The following is a 19,691-nucleotide window of genomic DNA, read 5'->3' on the forward strand; positions in this document are numbered from 1 at the left end:
CATTTAATTTTATGCTAATTGAATTTTATCATTTGATTAGTTACAAAAAAATGACTGTTTCAATTATTCACAAATGACTACTTAACATTGCTCCATAAATCTTTTATTGTTGAGGGTTTTTGCTTAGAAACATCAGTTTCCATGATTTTTTTAGCTTCTTTATCAATTTTTGTCTCTATCTCTTTTACTTTAGTGTAACTTTTTTTAACACCTCTATTTGCATTAATATTATTAACATGTTCATTATATGTTGAAGCAAATTTATGTAATCCAGTTTTATTATCTTTTACAAAATATAGATAATTACTTTTTACAGGAAAAAGAGCAGCTTTAATTGCATCTAAGCTAACTGCACAAATTGGATTTGCAGGAAGTCCTTTATTTTTATATGTATTATATGAACTATTATCTTCTTTAATTCTTTGAGCTGTTACTTTTACATGGGAATATTCTCCATAATTTAAAGTTCCATCCATTTGTAAAGCCATACCTTTTTTTAATCTATTATATATTACCGATGAAACTAATGGCATTTCATCAACTGTAGCAGCTTCTTTTTGGATAATTGATGCCATTGTAATATAGTAGTACCATTTTTTCTTATCATAATAACCAAATACTTTTCGTGAGAATTCTTCATATTGTTTATTGGTATTAGAAAATAGATAAAATAATAGATGATCCTCTTTCATTCCATATGGTAAAGAGTAGGTCTCCGCTAAGATATTCCCATCTTTTTTATAGGCAAATTTATCATATATAGTTTTTAATTTTTCTTCAGAAAGATTGAACTTTTCAGCTATTTCCTTTAAAAATATAGAATAGGTTTCCCCTGGAATTAAAGTTATATTTTTTAAAGCAGCTTTTGATTTTGTTAATTTATATAAAAAATCTGCTTTTTTCATATATTGAGATTTTAAGTCTATCCAACCACTTTGAGGGTAACCAAATTGTCTTATTACTATGTTATCAATCTGATTCATTTCATAACCATTTTTGTTCAAATAAGATATAATAGAACTAGTACTACCTTTAGGAATATACAATACTTTAGTTGAGCTTATTGGTATGTTAAGATAAAAAAGTACAGCAATTGATGCTATAAGGAACATCTCAATAATGTTAAAGCTTATTAAACTAATTATAATAGTTTTACTTGTTCTTTTTTTAGGTCTTGGCGTTTCGTTATTTTCAGGCATAAAAATTGATTCATTCTCTTTTAATAATTTTTCAGTGTCGCAATTCTATTTAAAATATGATAAAAAACTCATTTTAGAAATTGATGAATTGAAAATCAACAGTAAACTATTAGCTTCAAAAGAAGATAAAACTTCACAAACAGATATTTTAAACATTTTATCAAATGTAAAAAAAGTATTAAGTTTTTTTAAAAAAATAGATGTAGAAAGAATAAAAATCGCTGATAATGAGTTTACAGTTACTTTAAATAATAAACTTCTTTATTTAGATAATAAAGATATAAATCTTTCTGCTGATTTAGATTTGAGTGCTTCTCAAATATTTTTAAATTTTTATTCAGTTTATCATAAACAAAGTGGTTTGACATTAATTGGAAAGTCAAAACTAGATTTATCAAAAAATATATTTAATTTTTTTGGTACATATTATTATGAAGATATTTCTGGAGAGATAAACGCCCAAGTAGCTAATAATATATTTGATTTTTATGTAAATTCAAAAAACTCATTTAAGTCAATGAAATTTTTAAAACAGTTATTTAGACTTGATAGTGTTGCAGAAGCTTGGATGTATGATAATGTTGAAGGAGATATTAATCTTGAGTATCTATATGGAAAGATTGATATTGAAAAAAAGCAAGCTATTATGGATTCTATAAAAGGTAGAGCCTATATAAAAGATGCAAAAATTAGATTTAATGAAAAAGCAAAAACTGTTGATACTAAATTTTTAACAATTAATTATAAAAATGATACTTTATATTTTGATTTAGAAAATCCAACATATAATGAAAGTAAACTTTATGGTAGTAAGGTTTATATAACAGATTTAACAAGTTTACAAAAGGGTGTCGTTCATGTTGATTTAAAATCAGAATCGATGCTAAATGATGATATTTTAGGTATTTTAAAAGCTTATGAAATAAATCTTCCATTAAAACAGTCAAGTGGAGAATTAAAATCAAGGGTTTATTTAAAAGTTCCATATCTTGCTTCAAGAAAAATGGAGGTATTGGGTGAGTTTAAATTAAAAGATGCATTATTAAGACTTAATAATTTTGAATTTAAAGCCTTTGAAGCTGATGTTGAATTAAAAGATAATATTGTAGATATTAAAAATTCACGTATTAAACATAAAGAGATGTTAGAAAGCAACTTATCTTTAGTTATTGATACAAATACTTCAACTGCTACAGGTGAAGCAAAAATAAATAGTTTTAAAATTCAAAGTGATAAAGAATCTATTATCGATGCAAAAGATATAAGCACTAAGCTTGATGTAGATTTTAAAGAATCAGCAAAAATTGATATAAAAGATTTAGAAACAAAAATTGATATAAAAGAAAAATCAGTAGATATCGATATTAAAGATTTAAAAAAGATTTATCCTTACTCTAAATTACTTGATAATACAGGGATAAAAGAGGGTGACTTAGAAGTAAAAGTTTTCGATGAAAACAACATCGAGTTTACAATAAATGCAAAAAACTTAGATTATCCATTTAGTAAAGATGGTGAAAAAATAGATAAATTAAGTGCTAATGGTACTATTAATAATGATTTAATTCTTATTAAAACAAACAATAATGATATACAAATAGTTTTAGAAAAAGAAAAAAATCCACTAATAAAATTAAATAATGTAGATTTAGATTTATCAAATAACACTAAAAAAGATTCAAAAGATAAAGCTTTACCAAATATAGATTTACAACTTAAAAACTCTTTTTTAATTTTAGATGATAAACATAAATATAAAACCTCATGGGCAAATATTTATATTAAAAATAAAAATGTAAAATTTGAAGGTGAAGCTCTTTATTTAGATTTACCAATATCAAAAAATGGTAAAAAAGTTAGAAGTTTAGAGTTAAATGGTGATTATAAAAATAGAATTGTTGATTTGATTACAAAAGATAAAAAATTAAAATTAAAATATGAAATTGACAAAGAAAAAATCACTATGGATTTAGAAGATTTTGATGTTATTTACAATACTAATCAAGAATCAGATGATTCTTCTAAAACTTCATATTATATAAATGGAAAAAATTCAAATATTATAATAAATGAAAAATATATAGCAAAAGCGGATAATTATAATTTTATATTTGAAAATTATAAGACTGATATTGACTTAAAATATAAAGATACAACATTTGTTTACCATAAGGATTTTGAAGGTGTTTTAAGTGTTGATGCAAAAAATATGAATGATGAGTTTTTAAATTCAATTTTAGGAAAAAACTTAGTACAAGGTGGAACTGTAAATATTAGTGCATCTGGTAAAGATGGGAAAATATATGGAACGGCATTTTTAGAAAAGAATAAAATCCTTGATTTAGCAATCTTAAATAATCTATTAATATTAATTAATACTTCACCTGGAATCATAAATCCATTTTTAGTAATACCTTCGGTTGTTGGGATGGCTACAAATGAAGGGTTTAATTTAAATGGTTATAGAGTTATTGAAGGAAGAGTAGATTTCTCTTATGATTTTAACTCTAAGTTTTTAAATATGCAAAAGATTACTACAAAAGGTAATGGTATCGATTTCGATGGAAATGCAACAATAGATTTTGATAGTTCAAAAATTGATTCAAAACTTCATTTAGTATTTTTAAAAGATTATTCTAAAATTGTTGGTGCTATACCTGTTATTAATTATGTACTTTTAGGGGATGAAAAAAGAGTAGATACTGAAGTTGAAATATTTGGAACCCTAGATGACCCAAAATATAAAACCAATTTAGTGAAAGATGGAGTTTCTGCACCAGTTAATTTTTTAAAAAGGGTTATTACTTCTCCTGTTAAATTGATTGAAACAATTGGTGAAGGACTTAGTGGAGATAAAAAGAAAGAGTAGTTAATCTACTCGTTTCTTAATACATCAATTACATCAATATTTGTAGCTTTTTTTGCTGGATAATATGAAGATAAAAGAACAATTATTGAAGCGCCAATAATAATTGAGATAAAATCCATACTTGAAAGATCTAGTGGTAGTTTTGAGGTTCCATAAACATCTGCTGGTAGGGAGATTATTTCAAAGGTATCAAGTATCCACATTCCACTAAATCCTAGTAAAACTCCAACAACAATCCCTGAAAATCCAATTATTGTACCAAGTTTTAAAAATATTTGTTTAATCTCTTTATATGAAGCACCCATAGATAAAAGTAGGGCAATCTCTTTTCTTCTACTCATAACTGTCATAAGAAGTGAAGATATAATATTTAGTGATGCCACAAGAATAATTAACATTAAGACAATAAATAAAGCCTTTTTCTCCATCTGCATTGCTGCAAAAAAGTTACCATTTTGTTGCCACCAACCAATAACTCCCGCTCCATAGTCTCTTAAAAACTCTTTTAGAGGAACAATATCTTTCATTGCATTATCACTATAAACATGAATACCATCAAAATTACCTTTACCTTTTTTTGTTAAGGTTTGTAAGGCTTCAATAGTAGTATACATATAAGCTTTATCATAGGCGTGAAGACCAGATTTAAATGAGTTCTCATATGTAAATCTTTTTAATTTTGGCATCATAGAAAGACCAGTTGGATTCAGCGAAGTAAAATATAAAGTTACTTTTTCACCAGGAGATAAAAATAGGTTTTCTCTTATTCCGTCACCAACAATTATGTCATATTTTGATAGATTTAAGCCTTTTACTGCTTTTTCATAAATAGAGTTAATTTGTGATTCTTTTTTTGAATCAACGCCAAAAATCATACCTCCATTCATATTATCACCATTTTGAATAATAACTTGAGAACTTAAATATGGAGAAAACTTTAGCTTTGGATACTCTTTTTCTAAATCTTTTAATAACTCTTCATTAACACTATTAGAAAATTTAGGATAGATAGATAAAGGATAATTCATTGTAAAAAGTTTACTTTCAAACTCTTTTGCAGTACCATTCATAATAGCCATAGAAATCATTAAGACCATTACACCAATGGCAACTCCAATAAATGCCAAAATGGCACTTATTGAAATAAATGGATTTTTTTTGTCAAACTTTAAATATTTTTTGACAATAAAGTTTACTAATTTTTTATTCAAATTAGTTTCCTGCTACTAAACCTCTTTTAGGTCCACTTTTACCGCAACATTGTTTATATTTTTTACCAGAACCACAAGGACAAGGTTCATTTCTAGCAATTTTCTTTTCACTTGAAATTACTGCTTCTTGATCAATATTTGTTACAATATCCTCAATAGATTCTTCCATTTGCTCTTTCATTTTTTCTAATGCTTCTTGCTCTTTTTGTGCATCTTCATTACTTTGTAATTGAACCGTAAATAATACTTTAATTACTTCATGTTTGATACTTCCAATTAACTCAACAAACATATTGTATGATTCTTTTTTATATTCAACAAGTGGATCTTTTTGGTTATATCCTCTAAGACCAATACCTGTTTTTAATGTATCCATTGAATATAAATGCTCTCTCCATGCTTTATCAAGGATTTGTAAGTATAAAATTCTTTCAATCTCATGTCTTTGTTCAGGTGCAGCAATACTCATTTTTTGATTATAAACTTCTGTGATAATATTTACAAGTTTTTGCTCTAATTCTAAATAATCTTTTGACTCAACATGCTCTAGTTCAACTACTAGGTTTAATTCCTCTTTTAGTTTAGTGATTACAAAGTCATAATTAAAGTCTTCTGATGGCATACCCTCTATAATCTCAGCATTTGCTAATAAATTTTGAACATATTCCAGTCTATTTTCATCAAGCTTAGAAGTGATATCGTAATCTGGGTTTAAAAGATCGTTTCTAAATGCATATATAACTTTTCTTTGTTTATTTGCAACATCATCATACTCTAAGATATGTTTTCTTGCTTCAAAGTGCATTGTTTCAACTTTTTTCTGAGCATTTTCTACAGCTCTTGTTACCATCTTAGATTCAATATGTTCACCCTCTTCAATACCAATTCTTTCCATGATACCTTTGATTTTATCACTTCCAAAAATTCTTAATAGGTTATCTTCTAATGATAGATAAAATTGAGATTCACCAACGTCACCTTGTCGTCCTGCTCTACCTCTTAACTGGTTATCAATTCTTCTTGATTCATGTCTTTCAGTTCCTATAATTGCTAAACCTCCAAGGTCTAGACACTCTTTTGGTAACTTAATATCAACACCTCTACCGGCCATATTTGTAGCAATTGTAACAGCACCTTTTTGACCTGCATCTTCAATGATTTTTCCCTCTTTTTCATGTTGCTTAGCATTTAATACTGTATGGGGAATCTTTTGTTTTGTTAAAAGATTATGTAGATGTTCTGATTTTTCAATTGATGCTGTACCAACAAGAACAGGTTGTCCTTTTTCATGGTATTCTTTAATCTTTTTACTTACAGCTTCAAATTTTTCTCTTTCACTTTTGTAGATTAAATCATTTTTATCAATTCTTTGAACAGGAACATTTGTTGGTATTGATACAACATCAAGATTATAAATTTCAGCAAACTCTGTTGCTTCTGTTTGTGCTGTACCTGTCATACCAGCTAGTTTGTCATACATCCTAAAGTAATTTTGGAAAGTGATATCAGCTAATGTTTGTGATTCATCTTGAATTACAACACCTTCTTTTGCTTCAAGTGCTTGGTGTAATCCCTCAGAGAATCTTCTTCCTTCACTAAGTCTTCCTGTAAATTCATCAACAATGATAACTTCATTATCTTTTACAACATAATCAACATCTTTTACAAATACATAGTTTGCTTTAAGTGCTTGGTCTAAGTGGTGAGATAAAATAGCATTTTCAAGAGAATATAAATTGTCAACTCCATAAAGTTGTTCAGCTTTTTCAATACCTTTTTCTGTGATTAAAATAGCTTTGTTTTTTTCATCAACTGTAAAATCTCCAGTAGAATATGGTTTTTCATCAGCTGATTTAGGTTCAATTAATTCACCTTTTTCAAGTTTAAGTGCAATCTCGTTTGATTTTGCATAATCTGCACTTTTGTGGTTTGTTGGTCCACTAATAATTAATGGAGTTCTTGCTTCATCGATTAAAATTGAGTCAACTTCATCTACGATTACAAAGCTATGTTCTCTTTGAACTTTTTCTTCTAAGTCATAGTTCATATTATCTCTTAGGTAATCAAATCCAAACTCATTGTTTGTACCATAAGTAATATCTGCACTATATTGCTCTTTTCTTTGACCATCATCTCTAATGCTTCCAACAATAGCACCAACAGAATACCCTAAAAAGTTATAAAGAGGTTCTAATTCTACAGCATCCCTTGAAGCTAAGTAATCATTTACTGTAACAACATGCACACCTTTTCCAGTCATGGCATTTAATGTAACAGGAAGAGTAGCAACTAAAGTTTTACCTTCACCTGTTTTCATCTCTGCAATTCTACCCTCATGTAAAACCATACCACCAATTAACTGCACGTCATAGTGTCTCATTCCTAAAACTCTTTTAGAAGCTTCTCTTGTAATAGCAAATGAATCGTTTAATACATCATCTAAACTTTTTTGTTCACTTTTAATTAACTCTTTTAATTCGTTAAATGCATTTTGAAGCTCTTCATCACTCATCGATTCATATTTGCTTTCAAGTGCTGTAATTGCATTTGCTCTTTTTTTGTATTTTTTTACTTCTCTATCATTTGATGTTCCAAATATACTCGAAAAAATATTAATCATAAAAAATGTTCCTTTTTACCAAACTCTTCACAATCTATCTACTTTAATTTGGTATTAGTTATAATCGCAAGATTATATAGAAAATAAGGTTAAAGAATGGTTTATAGAGTCTTTTTAGTTACCGTGATGTTATTATCTTTTTCATTTGCTGCATTTGATAAAGGAAATATTAAAAGTTTTGAGGCAGATTTTTTACAAATAGTTACAAATGAATCTGGTAAAAAAATTGAATATAAAGGTCAAGTTTTTATTAAAAACAATGGAAAAGTTTTATGGAAATATTTTGAGCCAGTTAAAAAAAATGTATATTTGATAAATGATTTGGTAATCGTTGATGAACCAGAATTAGAACAAGCAATTTATACAAAACTAGAAAAAAATATTGATATTATTAAACTTTTAAAAGATGCAAAACAGATTGAAACAAATCTTTATGAATCCTTTTTGTATGATGTAAAATATCTTATCAAAATACAAGAAGATAATATCTCTTCATTGTCTTATAAAGATGAATTGGCAAACTCTATTGAAATTAAGTTTTTAAATATTAAACAAAATATTGACATAGATGAGAAGACTTTTCAGTTTTTAGCCCCTGATTATTACGATATTATAGAAAAATAAAGAGTTTTTTAGATAGGATTTCATCCTTAATTTAGGTACATTGGGTAATAGCTTGAAAAATAATAGAAATTTTTCAAGAGGAAAGTCTGGGCTGCAGTGAAGCATGGTTCCATCTAACGGATGGCTAGGGTAACCTAAGGGACAGTGCAACAGAAAGTATACCGCCCATTTGGGTAAGGGTGAAACGGTGGGGTAAGAGCCCACCAGTCTTTAAAGCAATTTAAAGAGCTATGTAAACCCAACCAGCAGCAAGAGAAGCGTGGTAATAAGCTTCACATATATTGTTTCTCGCATGATTGTTAAAGTGATTTAACAACTAGATAAATTATTATCAACTACATAACTCAGCTTATAGATGTACCTAAATTCTGTAAGTACCTATTATTGGGCTTTTGTGAGAGTAGAATTGTCTTCTGTTCCCAACATCAATACTTGTTTTGTTTTAAAACCTAATTATATTTACCCTTCAACTCTATTTCTACCATTTACTTTTGCTTTATATAAAGCACTATCTGCACGTGCAATGATTTTATCTATATTCTCATCATCTTTATTATATGCTGATACACCAAAGCTTGCATTAATTTTATTAACAGTTAGAAACTCATATTCACTAATTATTTCACGAAGAGACTGGGCTACTTTTATAGTACCTTGAAAATTAGTTTCTGGACATATTATCATAAACTCTTCTCCTCCCCAACGTCCTAAGACATCAATTTTACGAATATTTGTCTCAAGTATTTTAGCAAATTCAATAAGTACTTGATCCCCAACTAAATGACCAAAAGTATCATTGATTTTTTTGAAGTAATCAATATCTATAATAATTACTCCAAAGTTACTTTTGAAACGACTACTACGATTAAATTCGTCATTTAGTGCTTCATCAAGTTTTAGTCTATTAAAAACTCCTGTTAACTTATCTGTAATACTAAGGACTTTGTGCTTATTTAAACGTGTTATCATCTGATTATAACTATCTTTTAATACAAATAATTCATTTGTATCTGTCCAAGGAATATTTAAATCAATAGTTTGCGGAGAATGTATATCTTGTTTACGTATTTTAGTAGTAAACTCCTCTAAAGGTTGTCCTAAATATTTTCTTATAAAGTAATATATAATAAACCATAGTGCAATTGTTTTGATAATCGAATTGATTAAAATAAGAATAAAACCGTATTTAACTCTATCAAATACTAGTTGATTATTTGAGTATAGTGTAACTTGACCTAAGGGCACTTTTTGTTCAAAAGCCACTCCTGTATATTCCATAGGAAATTCATGTTTAAACAGTGTATTCGTACCTAACCCAAACTCTTTTTGCTCTGTTATTTTTCCTGAAGAATCATAATAGCTTATCTCATTTTTTTCATTTAAAACTGCTCCTATTTTGAAATCCATTTTATGATCAATTGATTCAACTTTAATACCCACTACAATAGGTAAATTATGCATACCTAATAAAATAGATTGTAATAACTCTTTATTATATGTCCAAACTGAGTCAACAATACCTCTATTAAAAGTAGCTGGTAAGGTTTGGATTTCCTTGTAGAATTTAGCTTTAGTGTCTTCATACTCTTTATAAAGTTGAACTACAGTTACAAGAACTGCAACTAAAAAATAAAAACTAAAAATAGTAGTCAGTAAATGTAATGCAATATTTTGACGGAAACGTTTTAATAAAGAGCTAAACATAATTTTACTTAGATTGCCAATCTTTAATTCCATATTTATCTAATAAAACTTTTAATCTTCCATCTTCTCTCATTTTTATAGTTTCTTCAGATAAAATTTTGGCATACTCTTTTGAGTTTTCTTTTTTAGGTGAGAAACTAGCAAATACGTCAATTACTACATCTGTCACACCAGCTACTTTTATCAAATCAGCTTTCCCCATTTGATTGATTTTATATTCTAAAACACTTTTGTCTTCAATGATTGTTGTTATACGACCATTAATCAACATTTCTAATAATCTTTCTAATGGTTTTTCACCTTTTATTGCTAAAACATTTTTTGGATTTTTATTTATATATTCCATTACAGTTGGGTCAACATAGTCATAGCCATCAATTATTCCAATCATTTTGGCTTCTTTTAGAGATTTTGTTCCTGTGTATTCCCAAGTAGAGTTTTTAAGACTAAAAAAAGTACTGTTACTTTTCCCAAGAGCAAAATCTGGAAAAATAAAATCAGGTGCCTCTTCTCTAAAACAAGCCATAGTGCCATCTAGTTTTCCTTCTCGTACTAATTCTAAACCACGAGTATAACTAACTTCTACAAACTCTACTTTATGACCTCTTGATTTCATAGTCTCAACTAATAAATCACCTAAATAACCAACTTTTCCATCATTTTGTCCTGCTAAACAATCATAAGGGCACCATTCATCTGTAGCTATTCTTAGTGTGTCTGAAAATAGATATAGTGGGAATAGTATGCTTAAGCTAAATACTCCAATAGTTAATTTCTTTTTTAAACTTTTCATTTATTTAACCTCTGTAAATTATTTAAATAATTTTTTAACATTATCTCTTTTATTTCTTTTATCTATGCTTTAAAAGTAAATTATAATATATCTTATTTAGAACCATTATCCTTTGAATTTAATCTAATTTCAAATGATATTTTTTGAGTCTCATTTTTTTGATATCGTATTTTGAATATTAAACTAAATTTAAGAAATGAAAAGTTATATTTCCATAAATAAAAATAGGAATGCCTTTGGAATACTTAGTATTAATAGTTTTAACATTTACTGCTTATTTATATATATTGGAAAAAGCTCAACAAAAAAACAAAATTCCCTTCACTGACTTATTAAGTAAAATTAATTAATAAATCTCTAATTTAAAAGTTTATAATTATATGATGTAAGAATGAAACTTATATCTAAAATTTTGGCAAAAATTTTCCTTGTATTTAAAACAATTAAATATTTCTTTTTTAACTACTCTAAGTGTAAAGTTAGCAAATTGGGTAGGTCAAATATTATATAGGATTAAATAAGCATCTTTAGATGCTTATTTAAAGGTCTTTTTAGAAACCTGCTGAATAACCTCTACTTGAGTGGCTTTTGATAAGTCCATAGAAAGTTTTATCTCTAATTTGCTTAATCATGTTTCTAAGTGTAAAGATTGATGTATTTTTATCTTTCCATGCATTCTTTTTAATTGTTTCAACATCAACAATAGTGTTTCTGTTTTTTAATAGTGTATGGAAAATTGACATTTGAGTTTTTGTTAACCCTACATCATTATTCTTTTTATCAAAAACTTTTTTTACTACCTTATCATAGTAAAAACCTTTTCCTAAATCAAGTCTACTATCAATTTGTTGACTTAAAATCTCTTTTAAAGTATCTTCAATACTTAAATTAAACTCTTTTGATTTACTTTTTAAAAACCTTTCCATGTCTTTAGTTAAATCTATTGAAATATTACTGCTCATGATTTTTTTCTCGCTTTTTTTTAATTTATTTGAATTATAACACACTATGTTATGATAAACCTTAAATTGAGTCAATTATGAGACAATTCTTATCAAATTTTAATAAATAACAAAAAAATGACTCAAAGATTATTTAAATATTTTCATACCAAAGCTTTAAAAAATCAGCGCGATTATATATTTTTGCACCTAAATCTAATTTGTATTGGAGTTGAGGATGTCCTAAATTCCAGAGTTTCAAACCATTATCTTTTAAATAATAGTTTAATAATACAAGTTGAAGTTTTCCACAATTGTTATATTTTTTATCTCTATTTGTAAAGCCTGTTAGTGAAGTATATATAGTACCTATTTGGTAACCAATTTCTCCAGAAATAAGCAAGTTTGTTTCTTTTTCTATTAATTCGACACTATAAAACTTAAAGTTTGAAACTTGATTATATTTATCATTAATTGAGTTTAGTATATTTATATATTCATCATTTAACCAAGAATCCTTATGATAATTGATGATTTTTTTATAAACCTCTTTTGTTCTTTGATTTATTTTTAATTCATATTTGTTTTCATTTATAAGTTTTCTTATTTTTTTGGAAATTTTTATCTCATCAAATTTCATTAAGGCATATTCAAATTGTATTTCTGGAAGTAATATTAGCTTTTCTTCTTTATACATTGAAGTTGTGATAAAACCACATTGTGCAGCAGTTATATAAAACTCAGCAGAATAATCATCACTCCAATAATAGTTTTCTTGCATATTTGGATAAATATAATTAAATAAGGTTTCTTTATTAGTTAAATCATCAAGTGTAATATAATAAATCATTAAAATCCTTTACACTAATTGATTTTTTACAAATTCTAAATAGTGTCCTTCTTCCTCTTCTAACTCTTCATGGGTTCCACTTTGAACAATTTTCCCATTATCTAAAACATAGATTTTATTTGCATTTTTAACTGTACTTAGTCTATGGGCAATTGTTATTACAGTTTTATCTTCAAGTATTGGTATAAGAGCACTGAAAAGCTTCGCTTCTGTATGAACATCAAGTGCAGAGGTAGATTCATCAAAGATTACAACAGAAGGGTTAGATATAATCATTCTAGCTATTGATAACCTTTGTCTTTGTCCTCCGCTTAATCTAATACCATGTTTACCAACTAAAGTATCAAGCTTATTACTCATTTGCAATACAGTATCTTTTAATTGAGCTATTTCTAAGGCTTTAAAAATTTCTTCATCACTTATAGATTCATCCCCCATAGTGATATTAAACCTAAGTGTGTTATTAAATAAAATAGGCATTTGAAGCACTAAAAATATCTCATCTCTTAAAGAGTTTCTATCTAAATTATCTATACTTATATTATTATATTTAATATCGCCTTTAGTTTTTGAATAAAATCCTGCAAGAACCTGTGCAAGTGTAGTCTTTCCACTTCCACTTGCACCAATTAGTGCAACATTCTCCTTAGGTTTTATATCTATTGATATATCTTCTAATAATGGTTTTTCAATATTATAGGAAAAAAACATATTTTTTAATTGTATATGAACACCTTTTTCTTTTAATAATCTTTCCTTACCATTATCTTCACATTGAAGATTTAGAATTTTATTTATTCTATTTAAAGCTGCAGTTGCAGTTGTATAAGAGTATTGCATTGAAAGTATATCTTGAACAGGTGTCATAATAAACCAGATATAACCAAACATAGCAAACATCATACCAATACTTAAATCACTATAAACAACCATTAGTAAACCACTAGCTCTTAATATCTCAAAGGCTATTAAAAATATAGTAAATGAAAATCTTTCATAGGCTACACTTTTATAATTGTATTCGTTTGATGTTTGTTGGATTTTATTTGCTTTTTTTATTGATTCATTAATAAAGTAGTTTTCTTTATTACTCGCTTTTATTTGTCCAAATAACTCTAATGATTCACCAATATTATCTTGAAACTCTTCAATTGATTGATTCTCTTCCTTTTTTAAAACACCAACTTGTTTAGAAATCTTTTTTGACATTAGTATTATTATTGGTTGTATTAGAAGAATCATTAATCCTAAAATTGGATGAATGGCAATCATTACTATTGAAACTGCTATTAAACTTAATACAGATGAGATAAATTTACTTGCACTTTTTATAATAAAATCATCTAAAGTATTTACATCAGTAATTAAATTTGCAGAAATTGCACCATTTCCTAAACTTTCATATTCATTCATTGATACTTTTTTTAAGTAATTAAGTAATTTCTCTCTTATTTTAAAAGTTACATATTTAGCAATTGAAGTAAAAATTTTTGTAATGATGACAGTAAACACAAAATGTATAAATCTTAAAAAAATTACTACTATAGTAATTATTGCAATATAATAAAAAGCATCTCCACCACCAAATACAAAATCTATACTATTTACAAAAAAATCTGGTTTTTTTAAAAGTACTTCATCTACTAGGGCAGGAAGCATTAATGGAATTGGAACACTTATTAAAATTGCAATAATAGTTACAATTTGACCTAAAATAAGTGTTTTTTTCTTATCTAGTAAAAGGTTCCATAAGTATTTTAAATCTATTTTTTCCATAAACTAAAGAGAAACTATTGAACTAATTTCTCACAAATATCAACTTTCATTCCATCATGATATTCACAATTTAATCCACATTTGTAGTCACCTCTGTCAGATAACCCAAGTTTTGAAAGCTCATTTTTAGAACCTTCTCTACACTCTTCTAATGTTTTATAGACAGCAAGTTTTTTACTTCTTTTACTATTTTGTTTATCTGGGAAGATTAATGCAGTCCATTCCTCTTTTCCATCTCCTCCACCTAAACATCCTGTAAATAAAAATAATGCTGTAGTTGCCAATATAATTGTTTTTTTCATAATCCCACTTTAAATTTTTCAAAGATTGTATTATAACTTTCATTTAAAAAAACATAAAAAAAAAGAATATATTTATATACCATAAAATAAAACTAACAGGTTCATGCAAATTGTATAATTTTTACACTATTTTTGTATAGATTTATTTTAATTTAAGTTTTGCTTGTTATTATAAAAATCTTTAAAAAACATTAGTTATGTAAAAATATTACATTTAAGATGTAAAAATATTACATATTTTATGTCAAAAAGGAAAAGGGTTTTTATTGGAAAAATTAGAAATATATTTGAAAAAACCAAAGAAAAGTTTTTCAAAGATGATTTTCAATCTTGTTAAAAGTACTAAGGTTTTAGATGTAAATTCTGAATATTTATATCTACTTCAAACTACACATTTTGCAAAAACTTGTTCAGTTGCAATATTGGATAAAAAAGTTGTTGGTTTTGTATCTGGTTATAGATTACCTGATAAACCAAATACTCTTTTTATTTGGCAAGTTGCAGTTGATAGTAAATTAAGAGGACAAAATTTAGCAAAAAAAATGATGTTAAATATTTTAAAAAGAAAAGAAAATCTTGATTTGAACTACATACACACTACGGTTTCACCAAGTAACAAAGCTTCAGTTAGAGCTTTTGAAAAACTTTCAGGTGATTTAAAAACAAAAATGATTTCTAAAAGCTTTTTTGAAAAAGAAGATTTTATAAATCAGCATGAAGAAGAGGTTCTATATGAAATAGGACCATTTAAAATAAAGGAAAAAAATGAGAATATTTGAAAATCTTGAGTCTGAAGTAAGAGGTTATATTAGAAGTTTCCCAACAATATTTGAAACTTCAAAAGGAGCAATTTTAACTAATGAACAAGGTGAGGATTTTATTGACTTTTTTGCTGGAGCAGGTACTTTAAATTATGGACATAATAATGAACATATTACAAAAGCTTTAATAGAATATTTACAAGGAAATGGAGTTGTTCATGGCCTTGATATGGCTACAAGTGCAAAAAAAGAGTTTTTACAAACTTTTCAAGATACAATCTTAACACCTAGAAATCTTGATTATAAAGTTCAATTTACTGGACCAACAGGGACAAATGCAGTTGAAACAGCTTTAAAACTTGCAAGACTTGTGAAGGGTAGATCAAATGTAGTTTCATTTACAAATGGTTTCCATGGTTTAACTCAAGGTTCATCGTCTGTTACTGGAAATAATGATTATAGAGATGAAAGTTATATTAGTAGATCAAATGTAACATTTATGCCATTTGATGGATATTTTGGGGATATAAATACTATATCTATTTTTAGAAAATTCTTAGAGGATAGTAGTAGTGGTTTAGATATTCCAGCAGCTGTTATTGTTGAAACAATTCAAGGTGAAGGTGGTATTAATGTTGCTTCAAAAGAGTGGCTACAAGAGCTAGAAGCACTTTGTAGAGAGTATGATATTTTATTAATTATTGATGATATTCAAGTTGGAAATGGTAGAACGGGTGAATTTTTTTCATTTGAGTTTGCTGGAATAAATCCTGACATTGTAACTATATCAAAATCTATTGGTGGTGGTTTACCAATGGCACTTGTATTATTGAAGCCAGATTTAGACCAATGGAAACCAGGAGAGCATACAGGTACATTTAGAGGTAATAACTTAGCTTTTGTAGCAGCAAAAGTAGCTATTGAGCAATATTGGCAAAATGATGATTTATCAAATGCAGTTAAATATAAAGAGAAACTATTAAAAGATAATTTACAAAGAATTGCAGATAAATATAAAGATACTTTTGACGTTGAAGTTCGAGGTAGAGGAATGGCATATGGATTTGAAATCAAAGGTGACAATTCTGTCGCTGGTGAGATATCAAGTTATGCTTTTGAAGAAAAACTAATTGTTGAAACTTGCGGTAGTGAAAATCAAATTGTTAAATTTTTACCACCATTGATTATTGATGAAGATACATTATTAGAAGGTTTAGAAAGATTAGATTCTGCAATTGCAAAACTAATAGCAGATAAAAAAGAAAAATTAACAGGAGAGTTTTAATAATGATTGTAAAAGATATTAATAAAGATGTAATAGGAACAGACAAAGAAGTTTTTGCCGAAGGTGGACAATGGATTAGTAGACGAATGCTTTTAAAAGATGAAGGTATGGGATTTTCATTTCATGAAACTATCATAAAAGCAAATACAAAAACTCATATTCACTACCAAAATCACTTAGAAGCAGTTTATTGTGTTGCTGGAAATGGGAAAATTGAAGATTTAGCAACAGGTGAAACCCATGAGATTTATGATGGAGTTATGTATGCACTTAATAATCATGATGACCATAATCTTTATGGTGGAACTGAAGATATGAGACTTATTTGTGTTTTTAATCCTCCAATTAAAGGGACTGAACACCATGATGAAAATGGAGTTTATCCTTTAGAAGACTAGTTGAACAAAATTAAGCTATAAAAATAAATAATAGGATACCAATGAATATTAATATAAAAGTTTGTAAATTTGGTGGAAGTTCTGTAAAAGATTCAATACAGATAAAAAAAGTACTAAATATTATAAACTCTGATGAAAGAAGAAAAGTAATAGTTGTCTCTGCCCCTGGCAGAGATGAAAAATATGATGAAAAAATCACTGATCATTTATTAAATATTGCAACTAATGGTGAGCATTTCTTTTCAAGTAAAATTGCTATTACAGTAAAACAAAGTCATCAAGTTGTTATTGAAAAATTTGAAAAATTATGTACTGATTTAAGTATAGATAAAAAACTAATAATTGATGATTTAAAAAAAGATTTAGAAAATAAAACCTTAGAAGGGCAAAAAAAAGAAGCCTTTTTCTTATCTCGTGGGGAACATTATAATGCAAAAATAATCTCTACTTTTATGAAAAATAGTGGACTAAATATTAAACTAATGTTACCTGAAGATTTTGGTTTTATTTTAGATGATAATTATTGTGATGGAAAGGTTCTTCCCCAAACACATAAAAATATAGAAGAGAAATTTGCTCTTAACAATAGCGAAATTTTTATAGTCCCAGGTTTTTATGGGATAACTGAAGAAAACGAAATCGCAGTTATGAGTAGGGGAGGTTCTGATTTAACAGGTGGAGAATTAGCTTATGCTTTAGATGCTGATATTTATGAAAATTGGACAGATACTGATGGTGTATATGAAGTTGACCCTAGAATAATTAAAGGGGCAAATGTAATACCTAGACTTACATTTAAAGAGTTAAGGCTTTTAAGTTCAAAGGGATTTAATGTTTTTCATTTTAACGCTATGTTAAATTGCAAAAAAAGTAAGATTCCAATCAACATTAGAAATACAAACAATCCAAACAATGATGGTACTTTGATTTTAAATGAAAGAGTTCCTATGGAGGATTTAGTTGGTATTGCAAAACTTGATAATATGGCTGCAATTCATATTCAAAAGGATATGTTAGGTGATGAGATTGGCTTTACTGCTGAACTTTTAAAAATCTTTGGTGAGTTTAATATAAATACACATCACTATCCAACTGACAAAGATGATATCTCTATACTAGTTGAACAAAAAGATTTAGAAGGAAATATAAATAATTTAAGAAGACATATAGAAAAAAGATTAAAAACAACTTGTATTTATGTAAAATATAATATCTCTATAATTACATTAGTTGGGATTAAATTGAAAGAAAATGCCTTTTCTATTGTTGATGCTATAACTGCACTTAAAGAAAACAATATATATTTTGATATGTTTGATATGAGTCCATCTAAAATCTCATTTCATATAGGCGTTGCACAAAATGTTGCAGATGCAGCCTTAGAATGTCTATATAAAAAACTTCTTAAAATAGGGTAGAAACTACCTTGAACTAATAAGAATACAAATATTATTTAAATTGTTTTAAAAAAGAAGGAAAAAGATGAAAAGATTATTACTTTTAATTCTTATTAGTTCACTTTATTTGTTTGCTAATATAAAAAATGTTGAAAATGAAAAAAATCTAAAAGAAAAAATAAATACCTTAGAAAAACCTCTATATACTCCTTTTGTAGAAAATTATATTTTGAATGAGATTAAGCAATTAAGGGAAGAAAATAGGGATTTAAAGGTTGAACTACATAAAACCTTAGCTAAAAAAGAGATTGAGATGTCTTCAAATGTAATTAATTATGCAACATCAACAATAAATAATATGTTTTATATTATTGCTGCAGCCAGTTCTATTTTGGTAATTATTGGATGGAGTTCAATTAAAGATATTAATGACAAAATTAAAAATATGGTTGATGAAAAAACTTCAAAAACAATCCAAAAATATGAAGAAAAAATGGCAGGTTTTGAGCAAGATTTAGCAAAAAGAGCAAGACAAGTTAAACATAATGAAAATGAAATCAAGATTATGAATACCATTCACTCTTTATGGCTTAGAGCTTCTCAAGAAACTACTCCTACAGGAAAAATTGAAGCCTATGATGAGATTTTAGATATTAGACCAAATGAAGTTGAGGCTTTAATTTATAAAGCTGATGCTGTATTAGATATAGGTGAAGCAAATTGGTCATTAAATCTCGTAAACCAAGCTTTACTTATAGATAAAAACTATCCAAGCGCTTATTTTCAAAGAGCAAAAGCTTATGCAGTTTTAGAGTATGAAGATAGTGCAATAGATGACTTACAAAAAGCAATTCAGTTAAATGAAGAATATGCAACTAAAATAGAAACTGAAGAGGAATTTGAAGGTATCTTAAAAAATGAAAGAGTAAAACAAATAGTGGTATAAATCTCTATACTTTAC

16 protein-coding genes and 1 other RNA gene are annotated in these 19,691 nt (G+C 27.0%); 8 read left to right on the plus strand and 9 right to left on the minus strand.

What is annotated here, in order from left to right:
• Positions 1-77: 77 nt before the first annotated feature.
• Positions 78-1,199: an endolytic transglycosylase MltG gene (gene mltG / locus FDK22_RS12985; RefSeq protein ID WP_138153412.1), complete on the minus strand. Its 1,122-nt coding sequence runs from the start codon at positions 1,197-1,199 to the stop codon at positions 78-80.
• On the opposite strand from mltG, the gene FDK22_RS12990 reads away from it, so the two are divergent.
• The gene (locus tag FDK22_RS12990; protein WP_138153413.1) at positions 1,120-4,068 is read left to right on the plus strand and encodes a YhdP family protein; all 2,949 of its coding nucleotides are present in this window, start codon (positions 1,120-1,122) and stop codon (positions 4,066-4,068) included. The genes mltG and FDK22_RS12990 overlap by 80 nt on opposite strands.
• Positions 4,069-4,073: 5 nt before the next feature.
• Here FDK22_RS12990 and FDK22_RS12995 read toward each other — a convergent pair whose 3' ends face one another.
• Positions 4,074-5,279, minus strand: coding sequence for an ABC transporter permease (locus tag FDK22_RS12995; protein WP_138153414.1), 1,206 nt, complete (start codon positions 5,277-5,279; stop codon positions 4,074-4,076).
• A gap of 1 nt (position 5,280) precedes the next feature.
• The gene (gene secA / locus FDK22_RS13000; RefSeq protein WP_138153415.1) at positions 5,281-7,899 is read right to left on the minus strand and encodes a preprotein translocase subunit SecA; all 2,619 of its coding nucleotides are present in this window, start codon (positions 7,897-7,899) and stop codon (positions 5,281-5,283) included.
• 96 nt (positions 7,900-7,995) lie between these two features.
• On the opposite strand from secA, the gene lolA reads away from it, so the two are divergent.
• Positions 7,996-8,523, plus strand: a complete 528-nt coding sequence (gene lolA / locus FDK22_RS13005) for a LolA-like outer membrane lipoprotein chaperone (RefSeq protein WP_138153416.1) — start codon at positions 7,996-7,998, stop codon at positions 8,521-8,523.
• A gap of 32 nt (positions 8,524-8,555) precedes the next feature.
• Positions 8,556-8,891, plus strand: an RNA gene (gene rnpB / locus FDK22_RS13010) — RNase P RNA component class A.
• A 91-nt stretch (positions 8,892-8,982) separates the two neighbouring features.
• Here the strand turns inward: rnpB and FDK22_RS13015 are convergent.
• The 6 genes from FDK22_RS13015 to FDK22_RS13040 all read right to left on the minus strand — a co-directional run bounded on the left by FDK22_RS13015 (position 8,983) and on the right by FDK22_RS13040 (position 14,889).
• The gene (locus FDK22_RS13015; RefSeq protein ID WP_138153417.1) at positions 8,983-10,260 is read right to left on the minus strand and encodes a GGDEF domain-containing protein; all 1,278 of its coding nucleotides are present in this window, start codon (positions 10,258-10,260) and stop codon (positions 8,983-8,985) included.
• Complete coding sequence (locus FDK22_RS13020; RefSeq protein WP_138153418.1) at positions 10,232-11,020, minus strand: substrate-binding periplasmic protein; 789 nt, start codon at positions 11,018-11,020, stop codon at positions 10,232-10,234. The genes FDK22_RS13015 and FDK22_RS13020 overlap by 29 nt, the downstream gene beginning before the upstream one ends.
• A gap of 551 nt (positions 11,021-11,571) precedes the next feature.
• Positions 11,572-11,982: a helix-turn-helix domain-containing protein gene (locus FDK22_RS13025; protein WP_138153419.1), complete on the minus strand. Its 411-nt coding sequence runs from the start codon at positions 11,980-11,982 to the stop codon at positions 11,572-11,574.
• A 133-nt stretch (positions 11,983-12,115) separates the two neighbouring features.
• A complete protein-coding gene (locus FDK22_RS13030) occupies positions 12,116-12,811 on the minus strand; it encodes a GNAT family protein (RefSeq protein WP_228711718.1) in 696 nt (231 codons plus the stop codon).
• Between the two features lie 9 nt (positions 12,812-12,820).
• Entirely contained in the window at positions 12,821-14,587 is a 1,767-nt protein-coding gene (locus FDK22_RS13035; protein ID WP_138153420.1) for an ABC transporter ATP-binding protein, read from the minus strand.
• A gap of 14 nt (positions 14,588-14,601) precedes the next feature.
• A complete protein-coding gene (locus FDK22_RS13040) occupies positions 14,602-14,889 on the minus strand; it encodes a hypothetical protein (protein WP_138153421.1) in 288 nt (95 codons plus the stop codon).
• A gap of 266 nt (positions 14,890-15,155) precedes the next feature.
• On the opposite strand from FDK22_RS13040, the gene ectA reads away from it, so the two are divergent.
• The 5 genes from ectA (at position 15,156) to FDK22_RS13065 (ending at position 19,676) form a co-directional block, all read left to right on the plus strand.
• Positions 15,156-15,668 (plus strand): diaminobutyrate acetyltransferase, encoded by a 513-nt coding sequence (gene ectA / locus FDK22_RS13045; protein ID WP_171012996.1) that lies wholly within the window; start codon positions 15,156-15,158, stop codon positions 15,666-15,668.
• Entirely contained in the window at positions 15,655-16,935 is a 1,281-nt protein-coding gene (gene ectB / locus FDK22_RS13050) for a diaminobutyrate--2-oxoglutarate transaminase (protein WP_138153422.1), read from the plus strand. Before ectA ends, ectB begins: the two co-directional genes overlap by 14 nt.
• 2 nt (positions 16,936-16,937) lie before the next feature.
• Positions 16,938-17,333, plus strand: coding sequence for an ectoine synthase (locus FDK22_RS13055; protein ID WP_138153423.1), 396 nt, complete (start codon positions 16,938-16,940; stop codon positions 17,331-17,333).
• Between the two features lie 41 nt (positions 17,334-17,374).
• On the plus strand, positions 17,375-18,751 hold the full coding sequence (locus FDK22_RS13060) for an aspartate kinase (protein ID WP_228711719.1): 1,377 nt from the start codon (positions 17,375-17,377) through the stop codon (positions 18,749-18,751).
• Between the two features lie 64 nt (positions 18,752-18,815).
• Positions 18,816-19,676: a tetratricopeptide repeat protein gene (locus FDK22_RS13065; RefSeq protein ID WP_138153424.1), complete on the plus strand. Its 861-nt coding sequence runs from the start codon at positions 18,816-18,818 to the stop codon at positions 19,674-19,676.
• The last annotated feature ends 15 nt before the right edge of the window (positions 19,677-19,691 follow it).

It is taken from the genome of Arcobacter arenosus (genome assembly GCF_005771535.1).
In the GTDB taxonomy this organism is placed as follows: domain Bacteria; phylum Campylobacterota; class Campylobacteria; order Campylobacterales; family Arcobacteraceae; genus Halarcobacter; species Halarcobacter arenosus.